This window comes from Streptomyces sp. NPDC051561 (genome assembly GCF_044454195.1).
Lineage (GTDB): Bacteria > Actinomycetota > Actinomycetes > Streptomycetales > Streptomycetaceae > Streptomyces.
Genome location: NZ_JBITDM010000008.1, coordinates 316,955 through 340,330 on the forward strand (window position 1 = coordinate 316,955; position 23,376 = coordinate 340,330).

The following is a 23,376-nucleotide window of genomic DNA, read 5'->3' on the forward strand; positions in this document are numbered from 1 at the left end:
GGCTTCACGCCACGGTCACCGTGCAGCGTGCGCGCGCCGTGGAGCTGTTTCCGGCGTACAGCACGATCTCGCCGGGTTCGACGACGAACCGCCCGTCGAGCGCGTTGGTCCAGAACCCGAGGTCCTCGGCTCCGAGCACGAAGCGAACCGTGGTGCGCTCGCCCGCGCCGAGGGTGACCCGTCGGAAGCCGCGCAGTCTGCGGACCGGCTGGACGAGGGTGGCGACCGGGTCGTGGACGTACAGCTGGACGACCTCGTCACCCTGGCGTCCGCCGGTGTTGCGCACCGGCACTTCGACCTCGAAGGTTGCGCCGCGCCGCAGGTCGGCGGCGGTGATCCGGGCAAGGCTCGCCCTGGGGGCGCCGACCTCGAAGGTGGTGTAGCCGAGCCCGTACCCGAAGGGGAACTGCGGGGTGCGGTCGACGTCCAGGTAGCCGGTGATGAAGGTGTTCTGCGGGTTCTGGGGGTCGTGGGGGCGGCCGGTGTTCTCGTGGTGTCCGGGCGAGGCTCTCACAGGCAGGCCAGCAGATCGTCGAGCGGCCGGGGCACACTTCTGAGGTCGAGTGCGTCGACCATGGCGCGGGCGTAGGCCTCCTTGCGTCCGGAGGTGGTGCCCATGAAGCGGCGGAGGCGCTGGTGTTCGGTGCGCTCGCGCTGGGCGGGCTGGTTGCGGAAGGTGCGCAGGGACCTCAAATCGCCCTGGGAGTCGGCGACTTGTTCGACGCCCGAGGCGCCGAGCGCCCGGATCAGCTCGTCCTCCAGGTCCGCGTCGCAGACCTGGAATCCCAGCCGGGCCAGCTCCTCGTGGGTGTCGGGGCTGCCGATCCCCGCGCGTTCCAGGGCGCGCCGGAAGAAGCCCACCTCGGCCGCGTCGCACAGTCCGCAGACCCGCAGATCGAGCCCCTGCGGTCCGAGCAGTCCAAGGAAGCGGCCGATGCTGGTCGCCCCGCCCAGCGGTACGACGCACACCCCCGCCGCATCCAGGTCGAGCCCCCGGCGCACCGCCAGCGCCTCCAGGGCGGCACGGTCGCTGACTCCCTCGACGAGGACGACCGTGCGCGGTCCGGAGCCCCGGGCCAGCCCCCGGGCCGTGGCGGCGGCCTCGTCGGCACGGCCGCCACCGGCCGCCCAGGTGACGATCGCGGCCCGGAAGCGGCTTACGTCGTCCCGGCTGCCCGCCTGCCGGTCCGCGTCGTACGGGTCCGCTCCGTGCCGATCCGCGTCATGGAGGTCCGCTTCGTGCCGATCCGCGCCATGCAGGTCCGCGTCGTGCAGGTCCGCGTCGTGCAGGTCCGCGTCGTGCGTCTGCTCTGCCCCGTGCCCGTGCCTCTGTTTCGTCTCGTCCACCGGGCCAGTGTCGCAGCCACGTCAAAAGGTTTACCGGACCTCGCGGGGCCGGAGATCCGGTCTCACGTCGGCGGGGCGACCAGCCCCGTGTCGTACGCGATGATCACCAATTGCACCCGGTCGCGCGCACCGAGCTTGGTGAACAGCCGTGCCACATGGGCCTTCACGGTGGCGACGCTGATGAAGAGCGCGGCGGCGATCTCACTGTTGGACAGCCCGCGGCCGACCTGGATCAGCACCTCCCGCTCCCGTTCGGTGACCCCGTTGAGGACGGGCCGCGGTCTCGGGGCGAGGCCCGGTTCGGGTCTGGCGGCGAATTCCGCGATCAGCCGTCGCGTGACGCTCGGGGCGATCAGCGCGTCCCCCGCGGCGACGATGCGGATCGCGGCGAGGATCTCCTCCAGTGCCATGTCCTTGACGACGAACCCGCTCGCCCCGGCGCGCAGCGAGCCGTGCACATACGCGTCGTCGTCGAAGGTGGTGAGCATCAGAACCCGTACCTCCGGATGGCCCGCAGTGACGAGGCGGGTGGCCTCGATCCCGTCGGTGCCGGGCATCCGGATGTCCATCACCACCACATCCGGGTGCACTTCCCGCACCATGGCGACGGCCTGGGCCCCGTTCCCGGCCTCGCCGACGACCACGAGGTCGGGTGTGTCGGCCATCAGGACGCGCAGCCCGGCCCGTACGAGGGGCTGGTCGTCGGCGAGCAGTACCCGTACGGTCATCGGCCGGCCGCCGTCGTCGAACCGGCGGGCAGCGGCAGCCGCGCGGCCACCCGGAAGCCGCCACCGGGACGTACCCCCGCAGTGAACTCACCGTGCAGCAACGCGACCCGCTCCCGCATCCCCACCAGGCCGTACCCGGCACCCGGAGGTCTGCCGCTGCCCCGCCCGTCGTCCACCACCTCCACCGCTATCTCCGCCTCCCGGTGCGCGACCGTCACCCGGCAGCTGCGGGTGCCCGCGTGCCGGACCACATTGGTGACCGCTTCCTGGACGATGCGGTACGCGGAGAGGTCCAGGTCCGCGGGGAGCGGGCGGCGCTCCCCCACCCACTCCACATCGACCCGTACCCCCGCGGCGGCCGTCGTCGCGGCCAGCCGGTCGAGGTCGGCCAGCCCCGGCGCGGGGTCGAGCGGCACCGCTTCCGGCTGGTATCCCGCGGGTACGCCGCCGGGCCCGGCCTGCCGCAGGGCGCCGAGCATCCGGCGCAGCCCGGACAGGGTGTCGCGGCTGGTGGTCTCGATGGCGCTCAGCGCTTTGCGGGCCTCCTGGGGCTGGGTGTCGATGACGCGGCTGCCGACGCCCGCCTGGATGGCGATGATGCCGATGCTGTGGGCGACCATGTCGTGCAACTCCCTCGCGATGCGCAGCCGTTCGGCGGTGACGGCCTGGGCGGCGGCCTGGGCGGCGAGGGCACCCGCGTGCCGGCGTCGTTCCCCCAGTGAGTAGCCGGTCACCCCGGCGACGAGCAGGACGAGGAGGTGCAGCACCAGAGTGCCGGTGAAGCTGTAGGAAGCCAGGGTGTAGTACGGGGCAGCCGCTGCCTGGGCCGCGAACACCGCGGCGGCGGCGCCCAGGGCCGCCCGTACGGGCCGGGTGGCCGCGATGATGCCCACGGCGAGCGCCCCGGAGACCAGCAGGGAGTACACCGCCCATTCCGACTCGATCTCCACCGCCGGGACCGGGTATCCGCGCGGGAACTCCACCCAGTTGGTGGGCACCGCGGTCCCGGCCGCGAAGGTGCCCACCGCCACGGAAACCAGCGCGGGCAACGGGCGCCGGAGCAGTAGTCCGACGGGCAGCACGGCCAGCAGGGCGGGCAGCACGAACTGGAGGCCGACCGACTGGCTCCGGCTGTTCCACATGGTGAAGTAGAGGACCACGGGGTAGATGACGGCCCCCGCCCACGCGAGGGCGGTCCTGGCAGCCGGTGCGAGGTGCCACCGCGGCGGGGGCGGGGGGACCTTTTCCTCGTACATGCGGCCGATCGTACGGGGGCAGGGGCCGCCGGTCATTGGCCCCGGGGCGTACGCCCACGGGCTGCCCCCACCTGCGCGAAGGTGGCCGCCGGGCCGATGCCGGACCGGGGGCCGCACCGGCACCGTGGAGCACGTGATCGAAGTCAGCGAACTCACCAAGAATTTCGGGAGGACCACCGCCGTGCGCGGTCTGTCCTTCACCGTGCGCCCGGGGCACGTCACCGGGTTCCTGGGCCCCAACGGCTCCGGGAAGTCGACCACTCTGCGGATGATCCTCGGACTGAACGAACCGACCTCGGGGACCGCCCTTGTCGACGGCCGCCGCTTCCGGGACCGCCCGCGCGGGCTGCGGCACATCGGGGCCCTCCTCGATGCCCAGGACGTGCACAAGGGGTACTCGGCGCGCGCCCATCTGTCCGTGCTCGCCCGCAGCAACGGTCTTCCCGGCCGCCGGGTGGACGAGGTACTGGAGGAGGTCGGCCTCGCCCAGGCCGGGCGGCGGCGGATCGGCGGGTTCTCGCTGGGCATGAAACAGCGGCTCGGGATCGCGGGTGCTCTGCTCGGCGACCCACCCGTGCTGTTGTTCGACGAACCGGTCAACGGGCTCGATCCGGAAGGGGTGTTGTGGCTGCGCACGCTGCTTCGGCGGCTGGCCGGCGAGGGGCGGACGGTGTTCGTGTCGAGCCATCTGATGTCGGAGATGCAGAACACCGCCGAGCAGCTGGTCGTCATCGGGCGGGGTGAGCTGATCGCCGCCGAGAGTGTGGCCGACTTCGCCGCGCGCGGCACCCGGGCGAGTGTGTCGGTACGCACCCCCGACGCGGCGGCGTTCTCCCCCGTCCTGGCGGCCGAGGGTGCCTCCGTGGAGGCGGACCCCGACGGGCTGCTGACGGTGACCGGCCTCCCGGCCGCCCGGATCGGCGAGCTGGCGGCCCGGCAGGGCATCGCCCTGTCCGAACTGGCCACCCGCAGCGCCTCGCTGGAGGAGGCGTTCATGGAACTGACCGCCGACAGCGTCGAGTACTCGACCCCCACGTCCCGCCACTTGACCACCGCATCCCACCCCACGACCACCACTTCCCACCCCTCGTCCACCACGTCCCGTCCCGAGACAGGAGCCGCCCGATGACTGCCGCACTCGGCGCGCCCGCCCCTGCCGCCGTCACCTCCCCGGTCCGCTTCCGCGATCTCCTGGCAGCCGAGTGGGCCAAGCTCTGGGCCCTGCGCGCGAACCGCTGGGCGTACCCGGTGACCGCCGTGATCGTCGTCGCCATCGGCGCGAACGCCGCCGCGGCCGACGGCCGCAACTGGCCCGGCTACCCGCAGGGCATCCGCGACAACTTCGTCCCCACCTGGGCGATCCGGGACGCCTTCCCCCTCGCCTCGGCGATGGTCCTGATGATGATCGTCGGCACCCTCGGCGCACTCACCGTGGTCAACGAGTACTCAAGTGGCCTGATCCGCACCACACTTGCCGCTGTCCCCGCCCGCCGCTCGCTCCTCGCGGCGAAGGCGGCGATCCTCACCGCGGTCACGACCGTCTTCGGGGTGCTGGTGGTGGCGGCCGCGTTCGCGGTGTCCCAGACGATCCTTTCGGGGTTCGGTGCCGGCGTGAGCCTCGGCGAACCCGGGGTACTGCGCTCCCTGGCCTCCTCGGCGGTGCTGGCTCCGGTGAGCGCCCTGGTCGGCCTGGGAATAGGCGTGCTGCTGCGCCACGCCGCCGCCACCGTGGCGGGCAGCACGCTGGTCCTGATCCTGGTGCCGGAGCTGCTCAGCCAGAACGACCCCTGGACGGCCGCCGTCAAGCACGCCATGCCGCTCAACGCCTGGAAGAACCTCTCCGACATACCCCCGGCCTGGCACCTCGCCGCCCCCTACACCCCCTCACAGACCCACTCGTGGATCGTCCTGGCGGTGTGGTGCCTCGTCGCGGCGACGCTCGCACTGGGGCTCGTGCACCGCAGGGATCTGTGAGGCCCCGGTCACCGGTACAGCCCCTCGATCTCGCTCTCGTACGCCGCCTCCACGGCCCGTCGCCTCACCTTGAGGGACGGGGTCAGCATCCCGTTCTCCTCGGTGAACTCCCCTGCCACCAGGCGGAACTGACGTATCGACTCGCCCCGGGACACCTCCTCGTTCGCGTAGTCCACGGCCTTCTGCACGTCGGCGCGGAGCGCGGGGTCGTCCAGGAGACCGGCGACGGGGGTGTCGCGCGGCCGCTTGCGCACCGCCAGCCAGTGCTGGAGGGCGTCGGGGTCCAGGGTGACGAGGGCGGCGACGTAGGGGCGGTTGTCGCCGACCACCAGGCACTGGCCAACCGGCGGGCGGCTGCGCAGCCGGTCCTCCAGGGGGCTGGGGGAGACGTTCTTGCCGCCGGAGGTGACGAGGACGTCCTTCTTGCGGCCGGTGATGGTGAGGTATCCGTCGTCGTCGAGGCTGCCGAGGTCGCCGGTGGCGAACCAGCCGTCGCGCAGCACCTCACCGCCGGCGACCGGGTTGTTCCAGTACGACCCGAACACGATGCCGCCCTTGATCAGTACTTCTCCGTCGTCGGCGATACGGATCGCGGTGCCGGGGACGGGCCGGCCGACGGTGCCGGGGCGGGGCGAGAGGGGCGGCACGATGGTGGCCGCGGCGGTGGTCTCGGTCAGTCCGTATCCCTCGTAGATGACGATTCCGGCGGCGTTGAAGAAGAGGTTGAGGCGGCGGTCGAGCGGGGAGCCGCCGCTGATCGCGTACCGCAGCCGGCCGCCGAGTTCCTTGCGGATGCGCCGGTAGACGAGGAGGTCGTACAGCGCCCACCCGGCATACAGGCCGGGTCCTGGCCCCTTCCCCGTGCCGAGGAACTTCGCGAGGTACGCCTCACCGAACCGCACCCCGATCCGGTCGGCCCGCTCGAAGGAGGCGCCGCGGCCGATCCTCTCGGCGGTGGCCCGCCCGGTGTCGTGGATCTTCTCGAAGAGGTAGGGCACACCGACGATGAAGGTCGGCCTGAACTGCTGTAATTCGGGGCGCAGTTCATCGGGTTTGATGCTGGGGCAGTGGCCGAGCTCGATCCGCGCCAGGAGGCAGGCGATCTGGATGGTGCGGCCGAGGATGTGGGCGAGCGGGAGGAAGAGCAGGGTGGAGGCGGCCTGCGCGGTGACGGCCTCGAAGACGGGGTGCAGGAGCTTGACGGTGTTGCCGGCTTCGGCGAGGAGGTTGGCGTGGGTGAGGACGCAGCCCTTGGGGCGGCCGGTGGTCCCGGAGGTGTAGCAGAGGGTGGCGATGGTGTCGGGGGTGAGGGCGGCACGCCGCTTGGTGACCTCTTCGGCGCCGATCCCCTCTCCCTCGTACGCGAGTTGGGTGAGGGCGCCGTCGTCGAGGGTCCAGGTGCGCGGGTGTACGTCCAGCTCGGCTGCCGCCCGTGCGACGGTCGCCGTGTGGTCGGCGGTCTCGGCGAAGACCAGGCGGGCACCGGAGTCCTGGAGGATCCATGCCACCTGCGCGGCCGAGGAGGTTGCGTAGACGGGCACGCTCCGGCCGCCCGCCGCCCAGATCGCGAAGTCGAGAACGGCCCACTCGTAGCGGGTGCGGCTCATCACGACGACCCGGTCACCGGGCTCCAGCCCCGCAGCGATCAGACCCTGCGCGGCGGTGGTGATTTCGGCCGCGAAGGCGGCGGCGGTGACGGGCCGCCACTGCCCGGTGCGCGGGTCCTTGCGGCGTATCACCACCGCGTCCGGCACCTCGGCGGCGTTGTCGTGGGGGATGTCGGCAGTGCTTCCGGTGGTGGCGGCGGGCGCGAGCGCGGGGGTGTACGCCTCACGCACCACTCCCTGCTCGCGCGTCAGTTCCACGGTGACGCGATCGACGAGATCGCCACGCTGCCGCGCTTTTTTGAGATCCTTGCGTACGCCCATGACGGCTCCTTGGATCATCCAGCGACTGTGGATCCCCGGGGCGCTCCCGACCCCCCGGAGGGGTCAACTTACTTAAGGAAAAGGGGAGTTGACTGCACTCCGGGCCACTCTTGTCACACAACCTACGGATCCGTAGGCTTACTCGAAAGTAAACTTACTTTGGAGTAAGGAAGCAAGAGTGAACGACCCCACCCATGACCTCAAGTCCGAACTCGCCTCACTGGATTTCGCGTCCGTGTCGCCGGAGGAGTTCGCACGGATCGTCAAGCGGCTCTCTCCCCAGGAGATCAGGGAGGTCATGCAGGGGGAGCTGCGGGAGCGTGTGCTGTCGGAGATCTTCGGCCGGATGGAGCGCCAGTTCCGGCCGGAGGCGGCGGGAACGCTGGACTCGCTGATCCGCTGGAAGGTGGCGGGCACGGACGGCGAGGGGGACGCGGTGTACGAGACCCGCATCAAGGACGGCGGCTGCACGGTCACCGAGGGCCGCTCGGAGACCGAGTCCCGGGTCACGCTGATCATGGGGGACGCCGAGTTCATGAAACTGGTCTCCGGCAACGGCAACCCGGTGACGATGTTCCTCACCCGCAAGCTCAAGCTCGTCGGCGACGTGGGGCTGGCGGCCGGGCTGCCCAAGTACTTCGACATCCCCAAGGCGTAACCCGGCCCCCCCCTCTACGGCCACCGTCCACGCCCTCCCCCTCCGCCCCTCCTCCCCCGGCCGACGTCACCGGAGCGGGCCGCCTCCACATGCGCGGACGGCACGGCGGTGTGAAGGTGCGAGGGTGACCACTGCCAGCGAGAACGCCAGCCAGAGCGCGGCTGCAGTACCGGCCGCTGAGCCCGTCCCGCCCGTCCTGGAAGGACGCAGACGCAATATCGTCTTCGGGACGATCATGCTCGGCGTGCTTCTCGCGGCACTCGACCAGACGATCGTCGGCACGGCCCTGCCGACGATCGTCTCGGATCTCGGCGGGGCCGCCCACATGTCGTGGGTGGTTACGGCGTATCTGCTCGCGGAGACCGTGGCGACCGTACTGGTCGGCAAGTTCGGCGACCTGTTCGGCCGGAAGTTGATCTTCCAGCTCTCCGCGATCATCTTCATCACCGGCTCCTTCTTCTGCGGTCTCGCGACGAACATGACGCTGCTGATCGTCTGGCGGGCGGTCCAGGGCATCGGCGCCGGCGGTCTGATGGTGACCGCGATGGCCCTGATCGCCGATGTGATCCCGCTGCGGGAGCGCGGCAAGTACCAGGGTGCGATCGGTGCCGTCTTCGGCATCTCGACGGTGATCGGCCCGCTCCTCGGCGGCCTCTTCACCGACCACATGAGCTGGCGCTGGGCGTTCTACGTCAACGTCCCCATCGCGATCCTGGTGGTCATCGCGGCGGCCCGGACGATCCCCTCGGTCAGGTCGGCCAACAAGCCGCGCATCGACTATCTCGGCATCGCCCTGGTGGCGGCCGGAGCCAGCGCACTGGTGCTGGGCACGAGTTGGGGCGGCAACGAGTACGCGTGGAATTCGTCCGTCATCATCGGGCTCTTCGTGGGCGGCCTCCTCGCACTGGCGATGTTCTGCGTGGTGGAGGTGCGGGCCGCCGAGCCCATGCTGCCGATGCGGCTGTTCGCCAACCCGGTCTTCACGGTCTGCTCGATCCTGAGCTTCATCGTGGGCTTCGCGATGCTCGGCGCGATGACCTTCCTGCCGACCTATCTCCAGTACGTCGACGGGGACTCCGCCACCATCTCCGGCGTCCGGACGCTGCCGATGGTCGTCGGGCTGCTGATCGCGTCGATCTTCAGCGGCAATGTGGTCAGCAAGACCGGCACCTACCGGATCTTCCCGATCGTCGGGTCCGCGGTGATGGGCCTCGGCCTGTATCTGCTGTCCCTGATGGGGCCCTCGGTCCCCGCCTGGAAGGAATCCCTGTACATGTTCGTGCTGGGTCTCGGCATCGGGCTGTGCATGCAGGTGCTGACGATCGCGGTGCAGAACACGGTGGATTACGCCGACCTGGGCACCGCCACCTCGGGTGTCACCTTCTTCCGCACCCTCGGCAGTTCCTTCGGGGCTGCGGTCTTCGGCACCATCTACGCCAACTCGCTGAAGCCCAATCTGGAGGCGGGCGTGAAGTCGGCGCTGGCCTCGGCCCCGCCGGGCACCGATCCGGCCGCGCTCGCCCAGGCAGCACAGAACCCGCAGACCCTGCACAAGCTGCCGGCGGCGGAGATCGCACCGATCGTGCAGGCGCACGGGGACTCGCTGAGCACGGTGTTCCTGTGGACGGTGCCGGTGGCGGTGCTGGGGTTCGTGGTGTCGTTGTTCCTGAAGCAGGTGGAGCTGCGGGACACCGCCCGGGTCGGTTCCGCGGACCTGGGCGAGGGCTTCGCCCATCCGTCCCCGAGCGGCCAGTCGGGCTCCTCGCAGGTCCTGGAACTGGCGGTCGCCAAGATCGTGCGGTCGAAGGGCCCCCTGACCGCCCGCCGGGTGGTGGCCGAGTCGGACACCCGGCTGGACATCGCGGGCGCCTGGGCGGTGATGCAGGTGAACCTGTTCACCCGCATGGTCGGTCATGCCTCGCTGGGACTGATCGCGGGCCGCCGCAATGTTCCGCCGGAGGTACTGCTCCCGGTCTTCGACCGCATGGTCGAGGAGGGCTACCTCACCCGCGACGGCAACTTCCTCTCGCACACCCCCGCCGGCGAACGCGAGGCGGAGATCATCGCCAGCGCCTGGTCGGAGTGGCTCGGCGAGCAGCTGGAGAAGGACGTGGGCCGCCCGCGAAGCGCGGAGCTGAGAGCGGCAGCCGACCGGATCTCGAAGCGGCTGCTGGCGGAGGATCTGGCGGAGAGCCTGCCGAGGAACGAGGAGAGGGTGGGGGCGACGTTGGTTCGGTAGGGGCGGTAGGGGCGGTAGGGGCGGGGCCATCCTCCGTTGCCCGTCGTTACCCCAGCCCCTTGGAGCGGCAGGGCCACCACCCCTCGCCATACGTTCGTCGCCTTGGCGGCGGGGCCGCCTGCCTCAGACACGCACCGGCAGGTTCGCCAGCCTCCAGGTGCCGGGGTCCATGGCCCTCTCCGCTTGTCCCGCGCGGGCCAGGCCGGGGTAGCGGCGCAGCAGGCCGGACACCGCGGCCTCCGTCTGGAGGCGGGCCACCGAGGCGCCCAGGCAGTAGTGGAATCCGTGGCCGAATCCCAGGTGGGGGACGGAGGGGCGGTGGATGTCCAGGTGGTCCGGGGTGTTGGGGGTGTTGGAAGTGGCGGGAAACGCGCGGGGGTCTCGGTTGGCGGTCGCGATGGCCACGGTGACCGCGTCGCCCTTGGCCACCCGTACGCCGTGGAGGAGCACGTCCTCGGTCGCGTACCTCGGGATGGCCAGGATGGTGGGTCCGGCGAAGCGGCCGAGTTCTTCGATCGCCGGGGAGGTCAGGGCCGGGTCGGCGCGGAGTGCGGCCAGTTGGTCCGGGTGGGAGAGGAGGGCGTCGACCGCGTTGGCGACCAGCGGGGTGGGTGACTGGCCGGCCATCACCAAGTGCCAGACGAGGGTGACCAGTTCGACGTCGCTGAGGCGGTCGCCCTCCTCGTCCCGTACCCGGATCAGCTCGGAGAGCAGGTCGTCGCCGGGCTCGCGGCGACGCAGTTCGACCGTTTCCCGCGCGCCGCGGATGATGCCGGGGATCGCCGCCGCGAAGTCCGCTCCGACGCCGGAGACGACGGTCGCCCCGTACTCCCGCCAGCGCGGCCTGATCTCCTCCGGGACGCCGACCCACTCGCAGATGACGTCCATCGGGAGGGGGCGGGCGAAGTGCGGCACCAGGTCGACGGTGCCGTCCGTCGGGGAGACCTGGGTGGCCAGTTCGTCAAGGAGGCGGTCGACGACGGCTTCGATACGGGGGCGCAGGGCGGCGGCGCGGCGGGCGGAGAAGGCGGGGGCGACCAGCCTGCGCAGCCGGAGGTGTTCGGGGCCGTTCATCTCGGCCATGGTCCGCAGGTAGGGGAGGCAGTCGTCCGGCACTTCCGGGCGCATGAAGCTGTCGCTGCGGATCTCGAAGCGCGGGTCGCTCAGCGTCTCGCGGGCCTCGGCGTACCGGGTGACCGCCCACATTCCGCCGAAGCCGGGGGCCGTCAGCCTGGCCACGGGCCCTTGCTCACGGGCTCGGCCGTAGGCGGTGAACGGGTCGCGGATGACGTCCAGGTCGGAGAGGTGTATCTCCGGGACGGGCGGGGCGGGATCCGCTTCGGGTGCGAATGGCACGGCAGGTGCCGCTGCGGATGTCACGTCAGGCGTCGTGCCGGGCGCAGCGTCAGGTGTACCGGGCGTCGCGCCAGGTTTCGTGTCAGGCATGGGAGAGTCCCCCTCGTTTCTGAATGACGTGCCCATATGATGCCATCATCTGGATGCTCTGGGTATCTTGAATCGGCGGAAACACCCCACGACAGGAGCGACATGGGCCGGTTGACCAGGGCTGAAGTACAGGAACTCAATCGGCGGAAAGTTCTCGCGGCGGCCCGTGAGGAGTTCGGCGAGCTCGGGTTCCGGGATGCCAAGATCGACCGGATCGCCGAGCGGGCGGGCCTCACCCGGGGTGCCGTCTACTCCAACTTCCCGGGCAAGCGGGCGCTGTACTTCGCCGTACTCGCCGACCTGGCGATCGGCACCCCGGCCCCTTCTCCCCCGGACTCCGCCGGCACCGCGCGTGCGGCGCTGGGTGCGCTGGCCAGGGCGCGGGTGGCGCGGTTCCCGTTGTCCGGGATGGCGGAGCCGGAGGACCGGCTGGCGCGGGATCTGCCGTCGGTGGTGCTTGCCGATGCGCGGACCCGGCAGCCGTACGCCCAGCTGCTGAAGCTCGATGCGCTGGTGCTCGGTCTGGCGATGGAACGGATGGAGGGCGCCGGGTCACGGCGGCTGGTACCGGTGGCCGAGACCGCGCTCACGCTGCTGCACGGGGCGGATCAGCTGGCCGCCGCCGCGCCGGGGTTCGTCGATCCGTTCCAGGTGGTGGCCGCCTGCGAGCGGCTGGCCGGGCTGGCTCCCGACGGCGCGTGGGCGCCGCCGCACCTCCCCTACGGAGCGAAGGCGCAGCCCGTCGACGAGGCGTGGACGCCGCCGCCCGCGACGGACGCCCTGCGGAGCGGGGCCGTGCGGCTCGCGGACGAGGACGGGGTGGTGGCGGTGCTGGGACTGCACCGGCTGGAGGCGATCGAGGAAGCGGTACGGGCGACGGCCGGGCAGGGGGGTGGCCCTGGGCGCGGTCCGGGGGTCGGCTCGGGGAGCCGGCCGGAGGGCGTGGTCACCGCCGTTCTGGTGACCGGCGAGCCGGGCGAGCTGGGCCCGCTGGCCCGGCTGACCGTGGCGGAGCTGGGGGCCGGACTGCGGCAGGCGTTCCCGCGCAGTGCGTGGCCACAACTACGCCTGGTGCACGACGAGTTGGGTGTGCTGGCCGCGGCGGCCGGGGTGTCGGCCGTGAGCGATGCGACCGAGGTTGCCGTACGGATCGAGGGCGGCCGGATCGTCGCACGCGCCGAGGGCCGGGGCGCATGCCATGCGGCGGCGACGCCCGGATGAACCGGGGTGGCCCTGCCGCCCGGGGCGGTGGGTCCACGCGAACGACGCGCGGGCCGACCGCGCACTCGGAACACTCGTACGACGGGCGGGCCGACTACACCTGGACCCGCTGACCCGGAACGGCCCCGGCCTGCGCTTCGGTCTCCGACGAGGGAGGCGCGGAATTTTCTCCCGGCTGCCTCCACACCCGTACCAGACCTGCCGCCGCCAGCCAGAACGACGTCGGCAGGAAGACCAGGTCGCCCACGACGGTGATGGCGGAGAACAGCGGCAGCGCCATGAAGACGCCGATCCCGATGTGGGTGCTGAGCATCACCACGAGGATCACGTACTTCAGCCGCCGGTTGAACACCAGCGCGGCGAACAGCACTTGGGAGAAGACCGTGACGTACGCCATGACCGCGGCGAAGGTCCCGTGGCTCGCGATCCACGCCGACAGCTCGGGGAACGTGGAGAAGTCGTCGCTCATCATCGAGTAGTAGAGCGCGGTGCCGTCCCGCCAGGAGGCGCCACGGATCTTGTACATGGCGGCCGAGGTGTAGATGACCATCACCTGGAGCGCGATGACACCCAGGCCCGCGTTGTGCAGGACGGTGACCGCGCGGCGGCGCAGCTCCTCGGTCTCCTCGCCCCAGACGACGTAACGGCTCGGGATGTCTCCGCGCTTGGCGCGGCGGCGCGCGTCCAGCGACCAGTGGCGGCCGGAGGCGACGAGGACGAGGTAGTTGGCGAAGAGCAGGCTGAGCAGGGCCCAGCCACTGTTGGCCATGGTGCCGCGGAGATAGAAGGCGACCACGACGAAGACGAAGAGCGGGGCCATCGCGCGGGTGTGCCAGCCGAGTGCGTACAGGGCGCTGACCAGCAGGGCGACGGCGTACCAGCCGTAGAAGACCAGGGAGCTGTCGGTGGAGAGCAGCTGGTACCACCAGGCGAAGGCTCCGTCCTGGCCGCGCGCGGCCAGGGTCTCGGCGAAGAGTGCGGGGGTGAAGGGCGAGTCGGGTCCCCAGAGGCGGCTCGCGTGCGGGAGCTCGCGCAGCAGGTGCAGGACGTACAGGCCGGCCAGTCCGATGCGCATGGCGGCGGCGCTGTAGGGCGAGAGCGGGCGCAGGGTGAGGTCACGGAGGGCGCCGGTGACGCGGGCGGCCAGCGCGCCGGCCCGGTCGCCGCCCAGTCGCAGGGCCTGGCGCGCCGTCATCGGGTCACCTTCCAGAAGCCGAGCGTGCGGTAGCGGGCGGGTTCGGAGGTGGCGCCGCCGCCCGGCGGAGGTATCCGGGTGGCTCGGGTACGGAGCTCGACGGCGTCGCCGGTCGGCCTGCCCATGTCGGCGAGGCGGACGCGCACCACGTTGAGCAGGTAGCGGGCGTTGCGGCTGCGGGCGCTGTCGGCTTCCTCGCTGCGGCTCCGGTTGCGCGCACTGGTCTGGTACTGGCTGACCGCGCGGCGCAGCACCAGCTGGTCCTCGATGCTGGGCAGCAGGTCGCCCCGGTAGCGCGAATTGTCGTACGCCGTGAGGTCCAGCCACGGGCCGAGCTTGCCGTCGACCCTGGTGCGGACCTCAAGGTGCAGGTTGTAGCGGGACGGGTCGGGCGCGAAGATGCTCCAGTCCTGCGGGAACATCGGCCGCATCCACCAGTCGGTCTGCTTGGTGTACGTCTTGGAGAGCGGGAAGTCCGACGCGACGTACATCAGCAGCATCGCGGAGTGCACCGCCGCGAGCAGCGCCACCAGGACCACCGCCGTGCGGGCGAGGCGGCGACGGAGACCGGTGAGGGGAATGCCGCGCGGGGCGAGAGGGTCCGGCGGTGTGCCCGGGGCAGCGGAGGCCCCGGAGGCCGGAGCGGGCGCGAGGTCCGGTGGAGCTGTGAGGCCCGGTGGGGATATGGCGGACTCGGCCACGGTGCTCTCCTCTTGTGCCACGGGGCACACATGAATCACGACGGGCCCAGAGTAGCGGTGGCGCACTCCGGGCCCGCCGGGCGCTCACCGGGGCACCTGGAGGGGCTGGATCCGGTAGGTCTCGCCCTCGTGGGTGGGCAGGTTCAGGAGGCCGTTGCCGGCGGTGTACGTCGTCGGGCGGGCGCCCGCGCGCAGCACGCGGACCCGGCCGGTGAGCGCCGGGTGCCTGAGCTTCGCGGGGGTGCCGCTGCCCGAGGTGAGGCGGATCTCGGTGGGGCGGCCCTGCTGCCAGGTGACGCCGACGGTGAAGTTGCCGCGGGCGCGCAGTCCGTCGTACGAGCCCTTGGCCGACCAGGCGCCGGGCAGGGCGGGCAGCACGTGGACCGTGCCGTGCCTGCTCTGGAGCAGCATTTCGGCGATGCCCGAGGTGGCGCCGAAGTTGCCGTCGATCTGGAACGGCGGGTGGGTGTCCCAGAGGTTGGGCAGCGTGGAGGACTTGAGCTGTTCGCCGAGCATCTTGGCCGCGTGGTCGCCGTCACCGAGCGTCGCCCAGAAGTTGATCTTCCAGGCCTTGCTCCAGCCGGTGCCGCCGTCGCCTCGTGCGGTGAGCGACACCTCGGCCGCTTCGGCGAACTTCGATCCCGGTTCGATCCGGCGGCCCGGGTGCAGGGCGAACAGGTGCGAGACGTGCCGGTGGGTGTTGGCGGGGTCGTCGATGTCGGCCTTCCACTCCTGGAGCTGCCCCCACTTGCCGATCCGCAGTCCGGGGTCGAGACGGGCCAGGGTGTCCTTGATCTGCTTCCTCAGCTCCGCGTCCACACCGAGGATGCGGCTCGCTTCGGCGGTGTTGGTGAGGAGGTCGAGGACGATCTGCTGGGAGAGCGAGGCGCCCGCCGTGAACTCGCCCTGTTCGGGCGAGTAGCTGGGCGAGACGACCAGCGTCCCGTCGCGCGGGTCGGTGTGCAGGTTGGTCAGCCAGAAGCGGGCGGCCTCCTTCATCACCGGATAGGCACGCTCACGCAGGAAGGTGCGGTCGAGGCCGAAGAGGTAGCGCTCGTAGAGCTGCTGGCAGAGCCAGCCGGCCGCTTCCGGCATCCAGAAGGAGGTGGCCCAGTCGTGCACCCCGGTGTAGCCGAAGGTGTTGGTGTTCTGGTGGACGATCCACCCCTCGGCCGCCCCGAACATCTCCTTGGCCGTCCGGCGGCCCGGTGCGCGCAGGGCGTCGACGAAGTCGTGGTGCGGCTCGGCGGTCTCGGCGAGATGAGTGATCTCGGCGGGCCAGTAGTTCATCTGGATGTTGATGTTGGTGTGGTAATCGGCGGACCAGGGTGGGGTGTTGGAGTTGTTCCAGACGCCTTGGAGGTTGGCGGGGAGCGACCCCGGGCGCGAGGAGGCGATGAGCAGGTAGCGGCCGTAGCGGAAGAAGAGGGCTTCCAGGGCGCGGTCGGCCGGTGCGGCCGGGTCGGCCCGGTAGCCGGCCAGGAGCCTGTCGGTGGGGCGGTCGGCGGGCATCTGCTGGCCGATGTCGAGGGCGACGCGGTCGTAGAGCCCGCGGTGGTCGGCGAGGTGGGTGGCGCGCAGTTCTCCGTACGGCAGGGCGGCCGCCCGGGACACGGCGGCGGTGACCCGGGGGTGCGGGTCGGTGCCCCGGTAGGCGGGGTAGCGGTCGGCGTAGTCGGTGCCGGCGGAGAAGAGGAAGGTGGCGCTGTCGGCGCCGGTGACGGTGATCCGGCCGCCGGTCTCGGTGCGGGTGCCGCCCTCGGTGGTGACCTGGACCTGGCCCTCGTAGCGCAGTGCGTTGTCGGCGAGGTTTCCGACGAGGGTGAGGCGGCCCCCGGTTGCGGTGGTGGCGGCGCCGGTCTGGGCGGAGTCCAGGCGCAGGGTGAAGGAGACCTTGCCGGGGCGGTCGGCGGTGAGGCGTCCTGCGATGACGTGGGCGGGGTGGCTGGCGAAGTACTCGCGGGTGTGGGTGACGCCGTCGGCGTCGCGGTAACTCACCCCGGCCACCGCGTTGTTGAGGTCGAGATGACGGCGGTAGGCGGTGGGGGCGACCGGGGCGCCGGGGAAGTCGAGGACGAGCGAGCCGAAGTTCTGGTAGTTGCCGAAGCCGGGGACGATGCCGGCCGGGGTGGAGTAGGTGGGGTTGCCGAGACGCCTGGACACCTCGTCGGGGTCCATGGACCCCCGCTCGTCGATGATTCCGCGGACCTCGTCGAGGGCGCCGGGCCGGGGCGCGGGCCAGTTGCCGTGATCGTAGCCCTCCTTGCTGCCGGGGCCTCCGGTCCACAATGACATCTCGTTGAGCTGGAGTTGCTCGGTGGCCACCCCACCGAAGACCTTCGCCCCGAGGTCGCCGCTGCCGATCGGGAGCGCCTCCCGCTCCCAGTCCCCGGCGGGCTTGTCGTACCAGAGGGTGTGACCTGCGGACAGGTCGGGGACGAGCGGCGCGGGAGGTGCCTCGGTGCCGTCCGGCATCGCCGCCTCCGGGGCCGCCGCCGCCGGGGTCGCGGTGAGCGGCAGGGAGGCGGTGGTGGCGACTACTGCGGACAGGGCGAGCGCTTGGCGTCGGGACAGCGACATCAACATTCCATCCAGAGGTCGGATCAATGGCGCCCGAATCTAGGAGCGAGCCCTCAAATACGCCATGGATGAACCGGACTGAAGCTTGGATATTTCAAGTGATCGGATCTCCGAGGCGGTACAGGGGGGCATCGGCCAGGGGGCGCGGGGCGTCGCGGGCCGGGTGGCGGCGTCTCGCGCGGTACGGTCGATCGATCATGAGTACTGCGCGGCACACCTCCAGCACCCCGCCCCCCGGGGACACCCCCGCCCGGGTGTCCCCCACTCCGAACTGCCTCACCGGCGTCGGGATGATCGTCCTCGACGGTTCGGGCCGGGTTCTGCTCGGTCTCGGCCACAACGGCAACTGGGAACTCCCCGGCGGAAAGGTCGACGCGGGCGAGAGTTTCGAGATGGCCGGTGCGCGTGAACTGGCCGAGGAGACAAGCCTGTTGGCGGACCCGGACTCGGTGCGGGTGGTGGCCCTGCTGATGGACGGCGGCTACGGCCCGAACCGCATCTCGGTGGCAGCGGTGACCGAGTCGGCCCATGGAACGGCCCGGGTCCTCGAACCGGACAAGATCGTGCGCTGGGAGTGGTTCGCTCCCGGGGACATCCCGCCGGACCTTTTCGTTCCGTCGGCGGCGGTGCTGTGGGCGTGGCGTCCCGAGCTGCGGCTGCCCGACACCGCCGCGTACTGCTATCGCATGGAACGCTGAGCGGACCGCCCCCGAGCGGACCGCCCCCGGGTCGACCCGCACCACAGGTTGACCCGCACCACAGGTCGACCCGCACCCGGGCACCTCGAATCGGCCAACTCCCTTTGTCCCGCCCGCACTTGTGTGCCCGGATGACTTCCGCGTCGGGCGGGGCCGTCCTATGCTCCTGCGACTCAGGTTGCGGTTACCACCGGTAAGGGGCTGGGCACATGGATCGTACGGTCGGCACTCCCTCAAACATCACCAGTACCTCCAGCACCTCCAGCACCTCTCGGCGTACGTTCGTGGCCGGGGCGGCCGCTCTCGGCGGGGCGGCGGCGCTCGGGACGCTCCCGGCCGGTTCCGCCCGGGCCGCGGCGGCGGCGGCCGACGGCCGGTCCGTCGCCGTACTGGGCGGTGGGGTCGCGGGACTCACCGCAGCCCACGAACTCGCCGAACGCGGCTTCCGGGTCACCGTCTACGAGAGACGCGCGCTGGGCGGCAAGGCCCGCAGCATGGACGTCCCGGACAGCGCGAAGGGGGGACGCAGGCCACTCCCCGCCGAGCACGGCTTCCGCTTCATCCCCGGCATCTACCACAACCTCCCCGACACGATGCGCCGCATCCCCTTCCCCGGGAACGCGAACGGCGTCTGGGACAACCTGGTCGCCCCGCCGGAGATGATGTTCGCCCGCACCGGCCGCGAGGACATCCGGATGCCGATCCCCTGGCCCGGCCACAAACCCGCCAACCTTGACCTCGACGACCTCCGCCGCGCCTTGACCGGCCTGATCGACACGGCCTTCAACCTCCCCCTCCACGAGGTCGCGTACTTCGTGAACCGCGCCCTGGTCTTCCTCACCAGCTGTGACGAGCGCCGCAACTCCACCTGGGAGAAGACCCCTTGGTGGGAGTTCGTGCGTGCGGCGAAGATGTCCAAGGACTATCAGCGCATCCTCGCCATCGGCGTGACCCGCAACATCGTCGCGACGAAGGCGGAGGAGGCCAGCACCCGGACGGTCGGCACGCTGGGCGAGGCGTTCGTCTTCAACCTCCTCGGCCAGGGCGCCGACGGACCGCCGGACCGGATCCTGAACGCGCCGACGAACGAGGCGTGGATCGATCCGTGGGTGACCCATCTCAAGTTCCTGGGCGTGGACTTCCAGATCGGCTGGACGGTACGGGAGCTGAGGACGGCGGCCGGGCGGATCAGCGCGGCGGTGATCGAGGACCCTGCGGGCGTACGGCAGTCGGTGGTCGCGGACCACTACGTGTCGGCCATGCCGGTGGAGCACGCACGGCGCACCTGGAACGCTGAAATGCGTTCTTTGGAACCGCAGTTGGTGCGGGCGGACAAGCTGGAGACGGACTGGATGACGGGCATCCAGTTCTATCTGACGGAGCGTCCGAAGATGGTCGACGGGCATGTGAATCTGATCGACTCGCCGTGGTCGCTGACGGGCATAGCCCAGGCGGGACACTGGCCGAAGCGCGACTTCCCGGCGGTGTACGGGGACGGTGTCGCGGTGGAGTGCCTGTCGGTGGACATCTCGGAGTGGGACAAGCCGGGGATCCTGTACGGCAGGACGGCGAAGCAGTGCACGCGGGAGGAGGTGGCGAAGGAGGTGTGGGCGCAGTTGAAGGCGGCGCTCAACGACACCGGGAAGACGGTGCTGCGGGACAGCGCGCTCCACTCGTGGTTCCTCGACCCCGGCGTCGACGGCCTCGGCACGCCGAACCCCACCAACGAGGACGAGCTGCTGATCCACCCGGTGGGCACGCTCCACAACCGCCCGACGGCCGGGACCGCCATCCCCAACTTCTACCTGGCGGGCGACTACGTCGCCGTGGACATCGACCTGGCGACGATGGAGGGAGCGAACGCGTCGGCGCGGGCGGCGGTCAACGCGCTGCTGGAGCGGGCGGGTTCGGAGGCGCCCCGGGTCAAGGTGCAGGGGATGCACAAGATCCCGGCGGTGGAGACTCTGAAGCGGCATGACAGGACGCGGTGGCGGTTGGGGCTGCGGAACGCGTTGGACCTGGGGTAGGGCATACCCCGGCCAGGGACGTCGTTCCTGGCCGGGGGCCGGACGGAGACGTCACTCCTGGCCAGGGCCGAACACGGACGTCACTCCTGGCCGGGGCCGAACAGGGATCGCCAGTCGATCGGATTGATCACTCTCGCGAGGAGTTCCGCCGTACGCCCGGTACCGGTCCGCAGGATGCGCCGGCCGAATGCCCGGGACACCTCGATGTCGTACAGGAGTGACTCCTCCAAGCAGTCGAGCAGCATGTCGATCTCGGCCTCTGTGTGCTCCGGGTCGGCGGAATCCAGCAGGTCCATCGCGATGCGCACCCGCAACCAGTCCCGCTGGGTGCCTGCCAGCTCCGTGAACCCGGCGTTCAGCACTTCCAGCACCACACTCACCGGCAGGCGCCGGCAGTCCACGGCGAGCTGCTCGTAGATCAGGCGGGACGCCTTGTCCCCGAAGTCAGGACCGGGTATGTGGGCGTGAGACAGCAGGCGGGCACACCGCCGGTACTTCGCCGTCAGCTCCTCGTCGTCGGCCCCGAGCCGGCCGGCCAGCCAGAGGTCCATCAGGTCGTGCGCGAAGGAGGCCGCCGCCCCTCCCCCGCCCTCCCCGTGGAAGGTCGTGACCGCCGCTCCGAAGTGCCGGAACATCGGGTCCAGCGCATGCCGTACCAGGGAGTCGTTGGTGCCTCCGGACACGCTCATCTTGTGCTGGAGCTGGTACCAGTACTCCCGCCTCCAGAAGGCCTCCTCCTCGTGCACCGCACTCCCCGGCGGATACCGGAACAGCCAGTACGGGTCCACCGCTTCCGGTCGCAGGAGGTCCGGGTCGGTGCGCCGCACCTCCAGCTCCCGCTGCCCCTGGACCCAGGTGCAGGACACTTCCAGTGCGGTCGAGAAGTCCGTCCACTCCTGCTCGGTCAGCGCCGAACGCCACAGCTGTGCGCGGAACGGCCAGACTCCCGCGGGGTCCGCCGCGTCCGGGAACAGCTCACTCGCGGTGAAACCGCCGGTGACCAGCAGGGTGAGCATGATCAGGTTCGCCTCGTACTTGCCGTGCCGAGAAGCGGTCGCCCGCCGGATCGGCCGGTAGTCCGCGAAGGGGTGCGCGCCCCGCTCCCGCGCGTCCTCCATGACGGTGACCAGCAGCTTCGCGATCCGCTGCCGCTGCCCGTCCGACAGCAGAGCGAGCCGGGCCTCCACGAAACGGAGCATCTGACGGGAGGCGAGCAGGGAGTACGACAACAGCGTGTACAGCAGGTCGTCGTCCACCTTCTTCGGTCCGAGCGCCAGCACCCGGGGCTGAGCGAGGAGGCCGGCGACCAGTTGCACGGCGAGGCGCGCGGCCAGGTACTCGCCGAAGGTGGCGTGCAGGAACTCGTACGTGGTGAGCGCCTCGTCGTCCTGCACCGCCTGCGAGCGCTGCACGAAGAAGAACCGGCCCAGTGCGATGTCTGCCTGCCCGAGCGGCGTGCGGAAGTCCCCCGGCTTGGGCTCCGGGCAGCCCAGCAGTGCGGCGAGGTCCTGGTCGAGTTCGGCGGTGGTGATCCACTGGCGGCGGCGGTTGAGCATCCCGAAGGAGATCAGCGACAGCCGCTGGAGTTCCTGCTCGCGGTGTTCGTCGAGTTCGTCGTCGCTGAGGTCGGAACGCAGTTTGCCTATCTCGCGGACGGCGAAGGAGGACAGCAGTTCCTCGTAGAGCGCCGCTTCGTCCAGTTCGGCCCCGTCTGCGGCCCCGCGCCCCAGGGCGTTGTCCGTGGTGGCGTCGTACAGCGCGAGCATGAGGAGCAGCAGGGGCTGGGACGCGAGCGCCTCGTGGCGGGTGACGAGGTCGGGGGTGAGCGGGTCGAGGCCTCGGGCGGCGAAGTGCGGGGCGTTGAGGTCGTTCCACACCTCCAGCCAGCGGGTGACGTGCGCCTCGCGGAAGGGTTCCAGGCGCAGGGCGATCGTGCCTTCGGGACAGCGGGCCCGGTCGGCGACGGCGGTGCGGCTGGTCACCATGGCGTAGACCGGCCGTCCCTGGTCGGCCTCGCGCTGCTGGAACTTGGCGATGCGCACCAGATAGTCGGTCTGGTTGACACCGGTGGCCTGGAGGAGTTCGTCGAAGCCGTCGAAGAGCAGTACCGGTACCGCGCCGTCGGCCGCCCGGACCAGCTCCGGCCAGGACACCCGCTCTCCGGTGACGGCCCGCACCGCATGCTCGATCTGGTCCTGTACGTCGACCTCGGCGGGCACCTCACGCAGTACCACTCGCACCGGGAAGTACCCGGCGCCGGGAAGCCGCGAGGCGAGGATCTTGGTCAGGACGGACTTACCGGCGCCAGGCTGCCCGAGGACCAGCAGCGGGGCGGTGGTGGAGGCGACCGTGGTGAGGGTGCCCGCCAGGAATTCGGTGAGGTCCGAGCGCGCGGTGATACCGGTCCACCAGTCCTCGTCGGCGGGCACCGCGCCCTCCTCCGACACCGCGCGGACCCGGAAGTCCGGATCCACGTAGCCCTGCTCCAGAGTGGGGAGGGTGACCCCGCTGGGGGCCTTGCCCTCGGCGAGGATCGCCTTGCCGAGGGCCTGCCGGTATCCGCGGGTCAGGCCGTCGGCGGCGTGCAGGAGCGGACGTACGGCGGCGAGTCCCGCCAGGGCGTCGTCCACACCGCGCAGCGCACGGCGGACTTCGACCCGGGTCGCCTGATGCTCCACCTGGCCCGACCAGAACCCGAACTCCGGTACCTCCAGGGCCAGTTGCGCGTAGAGCTCCTGATACCGGTTCAGCGCCGGCGTGTCGAGACCGCGCAGCACTTCCTGCACCCGCCCTCGCTCGGTCTCGTCCAGCCGGTCCCAGAGCGCGAGGCCCCGGACGAAATCCCACAACTGCAGCCCGGATACCCAGTACCACTCGCGGAGCACCTCCAGAGTGGACTCGAAGGGCTCGGCCGGGCTCGGCTGCGGCACTGCCGTCGACAGTAGCCCCTGCACCAGGTCAGCGGCGGCCTCGCTCTCCGCTCCCGCCAGGGCGAGTTGCTCACTGCGGGTCAGTTCGAGTGCGGCGAGGTCGAAGGGGAGGTCGGCCTCGGCCGCCGCCTCGAAGAACGCCGTGATCACCAGCACCGCGTGCGCCGCCGCGATCTTCTCCGTACGGTCCGCCCGCTGCGCGGAACCCAGCCGCGCACGCAGCCCCGCCGTCGCGTCCCGCCCCGTCCGCAGCACCCTGCCCTGCGCCCCGAACAACCCGAGCACCGCATCGCTCGCACCTCCGGTGGCGGCGCTCAGCGCCCCGCCCACCACCTGGTCCGCCGCCGCCAGCGCCGCACTGTCCCCGCCCAGGATCGCCACCGCGTCCCGGTAACTCAACAACCGTCGTCCCCGCATGCTCAACTACTAACACGCACTACTGACAAAG

Annotated in this window: 17 protein-coding genes and 1 pseudogene; 7 read left to right on the forward strand and 11 right to left on the reverse strand. The window is 71.0% G+C overall.

What is annotated here, in order from left to right; translation table 11 throughout:
- Positions 1-4 precede the first annotated feature (4 nt).
- From ACIA73_RS20755 to ACIA73_RS20775, 5 genes and pseudogenes are all read right to left on the reverse strand, one after another.
- The gene (locus ACIA73_RS20755) at positions 5-514 is read right to left on the reverse strand and encodes a fibronectin type III-like domain-contianing protein (protein ID WP_399440075.1); all 510 of its coding nucleotides are present in this window, start codon (positions 512-514) and stop codon (positions 5-7) included.
- Complete coding sequence (locus tag ACIA73_RS20760; RefSeq protein ID WP_399440133.1) at positions 511-1,140, reverse strand: TOPRIM nucleotidyl transferase/hydrolase domain-containing protein; 630 nt, start codon at positions 1,138-1,140, stop codon at positions 511-513. The genes ACIA73_RS20755 and ACIA73_RS20760 overlap by 4 nt, the downstream gene beginning before the upstream one ends.
- Positions 1,141-1,212: 72 nt before the next feature.
- Positions 1,213-1,347: pseudogene (locus tag ACIA73_RS20765) on the reverse strand (pentapeptide repeat-containing protein); the annotation flags it as partial.
- A gap of 62 nt (positions 1,348-1,409) precedes the next feature.
- Positions 1,410-2,075, reverse strand: coding sequence for a response regulator (locus ACIA73_RS20770; RefSeq protein WP_399440076.1), 666 nt, complete (start codon positions 2,073-2,075; stop codon positions 1,410-1,412).
- A complete protein-coding gene (locus tag ACIA73_RS20775) occupies positions 2,072-3,331 on the reverse strand; it encodes a sensor histidine kinase (RefSeq protein WP_399440077.1) in 1,260 nt (419 codons plus the stop codon). The genes ACIA73_RS20770 and ACIA73_RS20775 overlap by 4 nt, the downstream gene beginning before the upstream one ends.
- 133 nt (positions 3,332-3,464) lie before the next feature.
- Between ACIA73_RS20775 and ACIA73_RS20780 the strand changes: the two genes are divergently transcribed.
- A complete protein-coding gene (locus tag ACIA73_RS20780) occupies positions 3,465-4,460 on the forward strand; it encodes an ABC transporter ATP-binding protein (protein ID WP_399440078.1) in 996 nt (331 codons plus the stop codon).
- On the forward strand, positions 4,457-5,305 hold the full coding sequence (locus ACIA73_RS20785; RefSeq protein ID WP_399440079.1) for an ABC transporter permease: 849 nt from the start codon (positions 4,457-4,459) through the stop codon (positions 5,303-5,305). Before ACIA73_RS20780 ends, ACIA73_RS20785 begins: the two co-directional genes overlap by 4 nt.
- A gap of 8 nt (positions 5,306-5,313) precedes the next feature.
- Here ACIA73_RS20785 and ACIA73_RS20790 read toward each other — a convergent pair whose 3' ends face one another.
- Positions 5,314-7,233, reverse strand: a complete 1,920-nt coding sequence (locus ACIA73_RS20790) for an AMP-dependent synthetase/ligase (protein ID WP_399440080.1) — start codon at positions 7,231-7,233, stop codon at positions 5,314-5,316.
- Positions 7,234-7,411: 178 nt separating this feature from the next.
- Between ACIA73_RS20790 and ACIA73_RS20795 the strand changes: the two genes are divergently transcribed.
- On the forward strand, positions 7,412-7,891 hold the full coding sequence (locus tag ACIA73_RS20795; protein ID WP_399440082.1) for an SCP2 sterol-binding domain-containing protein: 480 nt from the start codon (positions 7,412-7,414) through the stop codon (positions 7,889-7,891).
- A 124-nt stretch (positions 7,892-8,015) separates the two neighbouring features.
- A complete protein-coding gene (locus ACIA73_RS20800) occupies positions 8,016-10,130 on the forward strand; it encodes an MDR family MFS transporter (protein WP_399440084.1) in 2,115 nt (704 codons plus the stop codon).
- 123 nt (positions 10,131-10,253) lie between these two features.
- Here the strand turns inward: ACIA73_RS20800 and ACIA73_RS20805 are convergent, their stop codons facing one another.
- Positions 10,254-11,486, reverse strand: a complete 1,233-nt coding sequence (locus tag ACIA73_RS20805; RefSeq protein ID WP_399440085.1) for a cytochrome P450 — start codon at positions 11,484-11,486, stop codon at positions 10,254-10,256.
- 192 nt (positions 11,487-11,678) lie between these two features.
- Between ACIA73_RS20805 and ACIA73_RS20810 the strand changes: the two genes are divergently transcribed.
- Entirely contained in the window at positions 11,679-12,797 is a 1,119-nt protein-coding gene (locus ACIA73_RS20810; protein ID WP_399440086.1) for a TetR/AcrR family transcriptional regulator, read from the forward strand.
- Between the two features lie 94 nt (positions 12,798-12,891).
- Here the strand turns inward: ACIA73_RS20810 and ACIA73_RS20815 are convergent, their stop codons facing one another.
- The 3 genes from ACIA73_RS20815 to ACIA73_RS20825 form a co-directional block, all read right to left on the reverse strand.
- The gene (locus ACIA73_RS20815) at positions 12,892-13,992 is read right to left on the reverse strand and encodes an HTTM domain-containing protein (RefSeq protein WP_399440087.1); all 1,101 of its coding nucleotides are present in this window, start codon (positions 13,990-13,992) and stop codon (positions 12,892-12,894) included.
- Positions 13,989-14,693, reverse strand: a complete 705-nt coding sequence (locus ACIA73_RS20820) for a DUF5819 family protein (RefSeq protein WP_399440088.1) — start codon at positions 14,691-14,693, stop codon at positions 13,989-13,991. The genes ACIA73_RS20815 and ACIA73_RS20820 overlap by 4 nt, the downstream gene beginning before the upstream one ends.
- An 84-nt stretch (positions 14,694-14,777) precedes the next feature.
- The gene (locus tag ACIA73_RS20825) at positions 14,778-17,273 is read right to left on the reverse strand and encodes a glycosyl hydrolase family 95 catalytic domain-containing protein (RefSeq protein WP_399440089.1); all 2,496 of its coding nucleotides are present in this window, start codon (positions 17,271-17,273) and stop codon (positions 14,778-14,780) included.
- A gap of 197 nt (positions 17,274-17,470) precedes the next feature.
- Between ACIA73_RS20825 and ACIA73_RS20830 the strand changes: the two genes are divergently transcribed.
- Together ACIA73_RS20830 and ACIA73_RS20835 are read left to right on the forward strand one after the other, a co-directional pair.
- Positions 17,471-17,971, forward strand: coding sequence for an NUDIX hydrolase (locus ACIA73_RS20830; RefSeq protein WP_399440090.1), 501 nt, complete (start codon positions 17,471-17,473; stop codon positions 17,969-17,971).
- A gap of 209 nt (positions 17,972-18,180) precedes the next feature.
- On the forward strand, positions 18,181-19,998 hold the full coding sequence (locus tag ACIA73_RS20835; RefSeq protein WP_399440091.1) for an FAD-dependent oxidoreductase: 1,818 nt from the start codon (positions 18,181-18,183) through the stop codon (positions 19,996-19,998).
- Between the two features lie 80 nt (positions 19,999-20,078).
- Here the strand turns inward: ACIA73_RS20835 and ACIA73_RS20840 are convergent, their stop codons facing one another.
- Positions 20,079-23,345, reverse strand: coding sequence for an NACHT domain-containing protein (locus tag ACIA73_RS20840; protein WP_399440092.1), 3,267 nt, complete (start codon positions 23,343-23,345; stop codon positions 20,079-20,081).
- Positions 23,346-23,376: the final 31 nt, after the last annotated feature.

Coding starts and splice junctions, on each gene's coding strand:
- ACIA73_RS20825 (WP_399440089.1), bottom strand. CDS start 17,273: ATGTCGCTGTCCCGACGCCAAGCGCTCGCCCTGTCCGCAGTAGTCGCC.
- ACIA73_RS20790 (WP_399440080.1), bottom strand. CDS start 7,233: ATGGGCGTACGCAAGGATCTCAAAAAAGCGCGGCAGCGTGGCGATCTC.
- ACIA73_RS20775 (WP_399440077.1), bottom strand. CDS start 3,331: ATGTACGAGGAAAAGGTCCCCCCGCCCCCGCCGCGGTGGCACCTCGCA.
- ACIA73_RS20815 (WP_399440087.1), bottom strand. CDS start 13,992: ATGACGGCGCGCCAGGCCCTGCGACTGGGCGGCGACCGGGCCGGCGCG.
- ACIA73_RS20770 (WP_399440076.1), bottom strand. CDS start 2,075: ATGACCGTACGGGTACTGCTCGCCGACGACCAGCCCCTCGTACGGGCC.
- ACIA73_RS20810 (WP_399440086.1), top strand. CDS start 11,679: ATGGGCCGGTTGACCAGGGCTGAAGTACAGGAACTCAATCGGCGGAAA.
- ACIA73_RS20785 (WP_399440079.1), top strand. CDS start 4,457: ATGACTGCCGCACTCGGCGCGCCCGCCCCTGCCGCCGTCACCTCCCCG.
- ACIA73_RS20835 (WP_399440091.1), top strand. CDS start 18,181: ATGGATCGTACGGTCGGCACTCCCTCAAACATCACCAGTACCTCCAGC.
- ACIA73_RS20830 (WP_399440090.1), top strand. CDS start 17,471: ATGAGTACTGCGCGGCACACCTCCAGCACCCCGCCCCCCGGGGACACC.
- ACIA73_RS20840 (WP_399440092.1), bottom strand. CDS start 23,345: ATGCGGGGACGACGGTTGTTGAGTTACCGGGACGCGGTGGCGATCCTG.